This window comes from Pseudomonas sp. TNT2022 ID642 (assembly GCF_028656995.1).
Classification (GTDB): Bacteria; Pseudomonadota; Gammaproteobacteria; order Pseudomonadales; family Pseudomonadaceae; genus Aquipseudomonas.
This window is the reverse complement of sequence record NZ_JAMDGW010000028.1, coordinates 21,038-27,932: the sequence shown is the minus strand read 5'-3', so window position 1 is coordinate 27,932 and position 6,895 is coordinate 21,038. Positions and strand designations below refer to the sequence as shown.

The following is a 6,895-nucleotide window of genomic DNA, read 5'->3' as shown; positions in this document are numbered from 1 at the left end:
CCCAGCTTGTCCCAATTGATGCTTTCGTTACCCATGACACCCTCTATCACTGAACAACCGCCGAAACGGTTCAAGGCTTCTGACGTTTTTTGGATGGGCACAACAATACTTCATTCTTGAGCGGTTTCGCAGCCGGAATTCGCTCCACTGATCGTTCCCACGCTTGATCGTTCCTACGCTCTGCGTGGGAATGCCTCATCGGACGCTCCGCGTTCGGCTTTTGGGACGCAGAGCGTCCCCGGCTGCATTCCCACGCAGAGCGTGGGAACGATCAACGCAGCTACAGGTGCAACGCATGCCCGAGGGCACGCAACGCCGCTTCCTGCACCGCTTCACCCAGGGTCGGATGCGCATGAATGGTGCCGCCGATGTCTTCCAGTCGTGCGCCCATTTCCAGGCTTTGCGCAAACGCTGTCGACAATTCGGAAACCCCGACGCCCACCGCTTGCCAGCCGACAATCACATGGTTATCCCGACGAGCGACCACGCGCACAAAGCCGCTTTTCGACTCCAGCGTCATCGCCCGGCCATTAGCGGCAAACGGGAAACTGGAAACGATGCAGTCCAACCCGGCAGCCTTGGCCTCGTCCGGCGTCTTGCCGACCACCACCAGCTCCGGGTCGGTGAAGCACACGGCAGCAATGGCCGTCGGGTTGAATTCACGGGTTTTGCCGCTGATCAACTCGGCAACCATCTCGCCTTGGGCCATGGCGCGGTGGGCCAGCATCGGCTCGCCGCTCAGATCGCCGATGGTGTAGACGTTGCGCATGCTGGTCTGGCAGCGACTGTCGATCTTGATCGCCGAACCGTTCATATCCAGGTTCAGCGCTTCGAGGTTCCAGCCTTGGGTATTCGGTTTGCGGCCGACGGCGACCAGCACCTGATCGGTTTCCAGATTCAGGGTTTCGCCCTCCGGATCGCGCACCTGCAAGGTGCCATCGAAACCCAGCACGCTGTGTTTGAGGTACAGCTTCACGCCCAGTTGCTTCAGCGCGTCATGCACCGGTTGCGTCAGTTCAGCGTCATATGCCGGCAGGATTCGATCCTGCGCTTCAACCACGCTGACCTCGGCACCGAGCTTGCGATAAGCGATGCCCAGTTCCAGACCAATGTAACCACCGCCGACCACGACCAGACGTTTCGGTACGGATTTCGGCGCCAACGCTTCGGTGGAGGAGATGATCGGCCCGCCAATCGGCAGGATCGGCAGATTGACGCTGGTCGAACCAGTGGCCAGCACTAGATGCTCGCACTGGATGCGCGTGTCGCCGACATCCACGGTTTTACCGTCGATGACTTTGGCCCAGCCGTTGATGACCTGAACCTTGTTCTTCTTCAACAGTGCAGCGACGCCGGTGGTCAGGCGATCAACGATGCCGTCCTTCCACTCGACGCTTTTAGTGATGTCGAGGGTCGGTGCGGCAACGCTGATGCCCAGCGCCGAATGCTGGCTGTGATGCTGGGTCTGGTGAAACTGCTCAGCCACGTGAATCAGCGCTTTCGACGGGATGCAGCCGATGTTCAGGCAGGTGCCGCCCAGAGATTGGCCTTCGACCAGAATCGTCGGGATGCCCAGTTGTCCGGCGCGGATCGCCGTTACATAGCCGCCGGGGCCGCCGCCAATGATCAGCAGCGTAGTGTTCAGAGATTGCATGCGCGCCTTACTCCACAAACAAAGTGGCGGGTTGTTCGATCAAGCCACGAATGGCCTGGATGAAGAGCGCCGCGTCCATGCCGTCGACCACGCGGTGATCGAACGAGCTGGAGAGGTTCATCATCTTGCGGATCACCACCTGGCCTTTGACGACCATTGGCCGTTCGACGATTTTGTTCACGCCGACGATCGCTACTTCCGGCAGATTCAGCACCGGCGTGCTGACGATGCCGCCCAGCGCACCGAGGCTGGTCAGGGTGATGGTCGAGCCGGACAGTTCATCGCGGCTGGCCTTGCCATTGCGTGCGGCGTTGGCCAAACGCGAGATTTCTGTAGCACTGTCCCACAGGCTGCGCGCCTCGGCGTGACGCACCACCGGCACCATCAGGCCAACATCGCTTTGTGTGGCGACGCCGACATGCACCGCGCCGAGACGGGTGATGACCTGGGCTTCGTCATCGTAACGTGCGTTCATCTGCGGGAAGTCGCGCAGGGCAACGACCAGAGCGCGAACGAGGAACGGCAGCAAGGTCAACTTGCCACGGCTGGCGCCATGTTTTTCATTGAGATGTGCGCGCAGTTCTTCAATCGCGGTGACGTCGATTTCTTCGACGTAGCTGAAATGCGCGGCACGCTGAGTGGCGTCCTGCATGCGCTGGGCGATCTTGCGGCGCATGCCGATGACTTGAATCTGTTCTTCGTCGTTACGCTGGGCGTAAGCGGCGGCCACTGGTGCCGAAGCGTTGGACTGATCTTGCGCCAAATAGGCTTCAAGGTCTTCGTGCAGCACACGACCGGCCGGGCCGGAACCGCGCACCAGACGCAGTTGAATGCCCAGATCCAGCGCATGTTTGCGCACGGCCGGGGAGGCCAGTGGGCGCTCATCCGCTTCGCGGGCAACCATCGGGCCTTGGCAAACAGGAGCCGGACGTGGGGCGGCTGGAGCAGGTTTGCTCTCAACAACCGCTTCAACTTTCGGCGCAACAGGCTCTTTCGTAACAACAGGAGCGGCGGACTCTTTCAGGTTGCCAGCACCCTCAACTTCAATGCTGATCAGCACACTGCCAACCGCCATCACTTCACCCGGCTGACCACCGAGGGCAATTACCTTGCCGTGTACCGGCGATGGAATATCGACCATCGCCTTGTCGGTCATCACGTCCGCCAGCACCTGATCCTCAACGACCAGATCGCCAACCTTGACGTGCCACTGCGACAGTTCTACTTCTGCGATGCCTTCGCCGATGTCCGGCATCTTGATAACGTGCGTGCCCATTCAGACCTCCATAACCCGTTTCAGCGCTGCGCCCACTCGGGACGGCCCTGGGAAATACGCCCACTCTTGCGCGTGCGGGTAGGGGGTGTCCCAACCGGTGACGCGTTCGATCGGCGCTTCCAGGTGATGGAAGCAATGCTCTTGCACCAGCGACACCAGTTCGGCGCCGAAACCGCAGGTGCGGGTGGCTTCGTGAACCACCACGCAGCGGCCGGTTTTCTTCACCGACTTGACGATGGTTTCCAGGTCCAGCGGCCACAGGCTGCGCAGGTCGATGACTTCGGCATCAACGCCGGATTCTTCGGCCGCGACTTGCGAGACGTAGACGGTGGTGCCGTAGGTCAGCACGGTCACGTCCTTGCCCGGACGGGTGATCGCGGCGACGTCCAGCGGCACGGTGTAGTAGCCGTCCGGCACCTGGGCTTGCGGGTGTTTCGACCACGGCGTTACCGGGCGATCGTGGTGGCCGTCGAACGGGCCGTTGTACAGACGTTTCGGCTCAAGGAAGATCACCGGGTCATCGTTTTCGATGGAGGCGATCAGCAAGCCTTTGGCGTCATACGGGTTGGATGGCATGACCGTGCGCAGACCGCAAACCTGAGTGAACATCGCCTCGATGCTCTGGCTGTGGGTCTGGCCGCCGTAGATGCCGCCGCCGCAAGGCATGCGCAGGGTCATCGGCGCGGTGAACTCGCCGGCCGAGCGATAACGCAGGCGCGCCGCTTCGGAAATGATTTGGTCGGAGGCGGGGTAGACGTAGTCGGCGAACTGAATCTCGGCGACCGGACGCAGACCGTAAGCGCCCATGCCCACGGCCACGCCGACGATGCCGCTTTCGGAGATCGGGGCGTCGAATACGCGCGAGGTGCCGTACTTGGTCTGCAGGCCTTCGGTGCAACGGAACACGCCGCCGAAGTAGCCGACGTCTTGACCGAACACCACCACATTGTCGTCACGCTCAAGCATCACATCCATGGCCGAGCGCAGGGCCTGGATCATGGTCATGGTGGTCGTGGTCATGGCGGTTTCCAACTGAATATTGTTGTTGTGATCGTTCATGTCAGATCCCCAACTGCTGACGCTGGCGCTTCAAGTGCTCCGGCATCTCTTTGTAAACGTCTTCGAACATGGTCGCGGCGCTTGGAATCTGGCCGCCGGCAAGGGTGCCGTACTGTTCGGCCTGTTTCTGCGCGGCAATCACTTCGGCTTCAAGCTCGGCGCTGACGGCGGCGTGCTCTTCGTCTGACCAGTGGCCGACCTTGATCAGGTGCTGCTTGAGACGGGCGATCGGGTCGCCGAGCGGGAAGTGGCTCCAGTCATCGGCCGGGCGGTATTTGGATGGATCGTCGGAAGTCGAGTGCGGGCCCGCGCGGTAGGTGACCCACTCGATCATGGTCGGGCCGAGGTTGCGGCGGGCGCGTTCGGCAGCCCAGGCAGAAGCGGCGTACACCGCGTAGAAGTCGTTGCCATCCACGCGCAGCGAGGCGATGCCGCAACCGACGCCGCGTCCGGCGAAGGTGGTGGCTTCACCACCGGCGATGGCCTGGAAGGTCGAGATCGCCCACTGGTTATTCACCACGTTGAGGATCACCGGCGCGCGATAAACGTGGGCGAAGGTGAGGGCGGTGTGGAAGTCCGATTCGGCGGTAGCGCCGTCACCGATCCACGCCGAAGCGATTTTCGTGTCGCCCTTGATCGCCGAAGCCATGCCCCAGCCGACGGCCTGAATGAACTGGGTGGCGAGGTTGCCGGAGATGGTGAAGAAACCGGCGTCCTTGACCGAGTACATGATCGGCAACTGACGGCCCTTGAGCGGATCGCGCTCGTTGGACAGCAGTTGGCAGATCAGGTCGACCAAAGGCACTTCGCGGGCCATCAGGATGCTTTGCTGGCGGTAGGTCGGGAAGCACATGTCGTCGATGTTCAAGGCCAGGGCCTGGGCGCTGCCGATGGCTTCTTCGCCAAGGCTTTGCATGTAGAACGACATTTTTTTCTGACGCTGGGCGACCACCATGCGGTTGTCGTAGATCCGCGTCTTGAGCATGGCGCGCATGCCTTTACGCAGGATCTCTACCGGTACGTTTTCGGCCCATGGGCCGAGGGCGTTGCCCTGATCGTCGAGCACGCGAATCAGCCCACGCGCCAGGTCGGCGGTGTCGGCAGGTTCGACGTCAATGGAGGGTTTGCGCACCGTACCGGCATCGGTCAGATGCAGGTAGGAAAAATCGGTTTTGCAGCCTGGACGGCCCGAGGGTTCAGGGACGTGCAGACGCAGCGGTTCATACGCTTGGGTCATGGCTTCTACGCTCGATCTTGTGAATTTCTTGTAGTGAGCTGGCAGTCATTCTTCGGTAGAAGAAATCTTGTCCTACAACAATCATAGGCCCGGGCAAGAAGAATATTTATCTCTGTTTCGTTGCGCTGGAGACGATTTGCAGATAGAAATTCTGCATAAACATAAAAAACAGGTGATTTTGTCTCATGCGCAAACTGGACCGTACCGACATCGGCATTCTCAACAGCCTTCAGGAGAATGCGCGCATCACCAACGCCGACCTCGCACGCTCGGTGAATCTGTCACCAACGCCGTGCTTCAACCGGGTCAAGGCCATGGAAGAATTAGGGCTGATTCGCGAGCAGGTCACGCTGCTGGATGCTGATCTGCTGGGGCTGCATGTGAACGTGTTTATTCACGTCAGCCTGGAAAAGCAGGTCGAGGAAGCGCTGCAGCATTTCGAAGAGGCGATTTCCGATCGCCCGGAGGTAATGGAGTGCTACCTGATGGCCGGAGACCCGGATTACCTCATCCGGGTCCTGGTGCCGACGATTCAGTCGCTCGAACGCTTCATGATGGACTTCCTGACCAAAGTGCCGGGTGTGGCGAATATCCGGTCAAGCTTTGCGCTGAAGCAAGTGAGATACAAAACTGCATTGCCGCTGCCGGCGAACGGTTTGACGTTGGGGGCGTGAAGATCAAAAGATCGCAGCCTGCGGCAGCTCCTACAGGGAAAACGCGTTCCAACTGTAGGAGCTGCCGCAGGCTGCGATCTTTTGACGTTAAAGCTTGTTGATCGGGATCTTCAGGTATACCACACCATTGTCTTCCGCCGCCGGCAGATTCCCCGCCCGCACATTCACCTGAATCGCCGGCAGCAGCAACGTCGGCATGCCCAACCCGGCATCACGTTTGGTGCGCATCTCGACGAACGCCGCTTCATCGATCCCGTCATGCACATGAATATTGCCTTTGCGCTGCTCACCGACAGTGGTCTGGCACTGCGACTCACGGCCCTCGGGCGGATAGTCGTGGCAGACGTAGAGTTTCACACTGGCGGGGAAGGCCAGCAGTTTGTGGATCGAGTTGAACAATTGGTGGGCATTGCCACCGGGAAAGTCGCAACGCGCGGTGCCGACATCCGGCATGAACAGGGTGTCGCCCACCAGAATCTGCTCGCCATCGATCAGATAGGCCATGTCCGCCGGCGTATGCCCGGGCACATGCAGGGCCGTAGCCTTGAGATTGCCGATCCGGAATGATTCGTTTGGCGCAAACAGGTGATCGAACTGCGAGCCGTCGACGCAGAACTCCGGCTCCAGATTGAACAGCGCCTTGAACACGTTCTGCACTTTGCTGATCGATTCACCAATAGCGATTTTCCCGCCCAGCTCCCGGCGCAGATACGGCGCGGCGGACAGGTGGTCGGCGTGCGCGTGGGTTTCCAGCAGCCACTGCACTTGCAGGTTGTGGGCGCGAACGAAGGCGATGATTTTGTCGGCCTGGGCGGTGCAGGTGCGCCCGGCGGCGCCGTCGTAATCGAGCACCGGATCGACGATTGCACATTGCCCGCCGTCGGCTTCATAGACCATATAGCTGTAAGTCGAGGAGGCGGGGTCGAGGAAAGCTTCAATCTGCGCGGGCATGGACACCAACCTGAACGAGGAAAATGGGTTGCAACACTTTATCT

General features: G+C 60.3%; 6 protein-coding genes. 1 reads left to right on the top strand and 5 read right to left on the bottom strand.

The features are described from left to right. Nucleotides 1–280: 280 nt before the first annotated feature. From lpdA to M5G26_RS24385, 4 genes are read right to left on the bottom strand one after another with little or no spacing between them, the layout of a single operon-like run. On the bottom strand, nt 281–1,654 hold the full coding sequence (gene lpdA, locus M5G26_RS24400; protein WP_273916683.1) for a dihydrolipoyl dehydrogenase: 1,374 nt from the start codon (nt 1,652–1,654) through the stop codon (nt 281–283). Nucleotides 1,655–1,661: 7 nt separating this feature from the next. After that, the gene (locus tag M5G26_RS24395) at nt 1,662–2,930 is read right to left on the bottom strand and encodes a dihydrolipoamide acetyltransferase family protein (protein WP_273916682.1); all 1,269 of its coding nucleotides are present in this window, start codon (nt 2,928–2,930) and stop codon (nt 1,662–1,664) included. After that, on the bottom strand, nt 2,931–3,989 hold the full coding sequence (locus M5G26_RS24390; protein WP_003224000.1) for an alpha-ketoacid dehydrogenase subunit beta: 1,059 nt from the start codon (nt 3,987–3,989) through the stop codon (nt 2,931–2,933). It lies immediately after the preceding gene. Between the two features lies 1 nt (nt 3,990). Further along, nucleotides 3,991–5,226 (bottom strand): 3-methyl-2-oxobutanoate dehydrogenase (2-methylpropanoyl-transferring) subunit alpha, encoded by a 1,236-nt coding sequence (locus M5G26_RS24385; protein ID WP_016985244.1) that lies wholly within the window; start codon nt 5,224–5,226, stop codon nt 3,991–3,993. Nucleotides 5,227–5,411: 185 nt separating this feature from the next. Between M5G26_RS24385 and bkdR the strand changes: the two genes are divergently transcribed. Further along, a complete protein-coding gene (bkdR, locus tag M5G26_RS24380) occupies nt 5,412–5,900 on the top strand; it encodes a Bkd operon transcriptional regulator BkdR (protein ID WP_025111414.1) in 489 nt (162 codons plus the stop codon). Between the two features lie 87 nt (nt 5,901–5,987). On the opposite strand, the gene M5G26_RS24375 is transcribed toward bkdR, so the two are convergent. After that, complete coding sequence (locus tag M5G26_RS24375) at nt 5,988–6,851, bottom strand: MBL fold metallo-hydrolase (RefSeq protein WP_273916681.1); 864 nt, start codon at nt 6,849–6,851, stop codon at nt 5,988–5,990. Nucleotides 6,852–6,895: the final 44 nt, after the last annotated feature.

What these genes read in the sequence shown, in the direction of transcription:
- lpdA (WP_273916683.1), bottom strand. Translation starts at nt 1,654, where the DNA reads ATGCAATCTCTGAACACTACGCTGCTGATCATTGGCGGCGGCCCCGGC.
- M5G26_RS24395 (WP_273916682.1), bottom strand. Translation starts at nt 2,930, where the DNA reads ATGGGCACGCACGTTATCAAGATGCCGGACATCGGCGAAGGCATCGCA.
- M5G26_RS24390 (WP_003224000.1), bottom strand. Translation starts at nt 3,989, where the DNA reads ATGAACGATCACAACAACAATATTCAGTTGGAAACCGCCATGACCACG.
- M5G26_RS24385 (WP_016985244.1), bottom strand. Translation starts at nt 5,226, where the DNA reads ATGACCCAAGCGTATGAACCGCTGCGTCTGCACGTCCCTGAACCCTCG.
- bkdR (WP_025111414.1), top strand. Translation starts at nt 5,412, where the DNA reads ATGCGCAAACTGGACCGTACCGACATCGGCATTCTCAACAGCCTTCAG.
- M5G26_RS24375 (WP_273916681.1), bottom strand. Translation starts at nt 6,851, where the DNA reads ATGCCCGCGCAGATTGAAGCTTTCCTCGACCCCGCCTCCTCGACTTAC.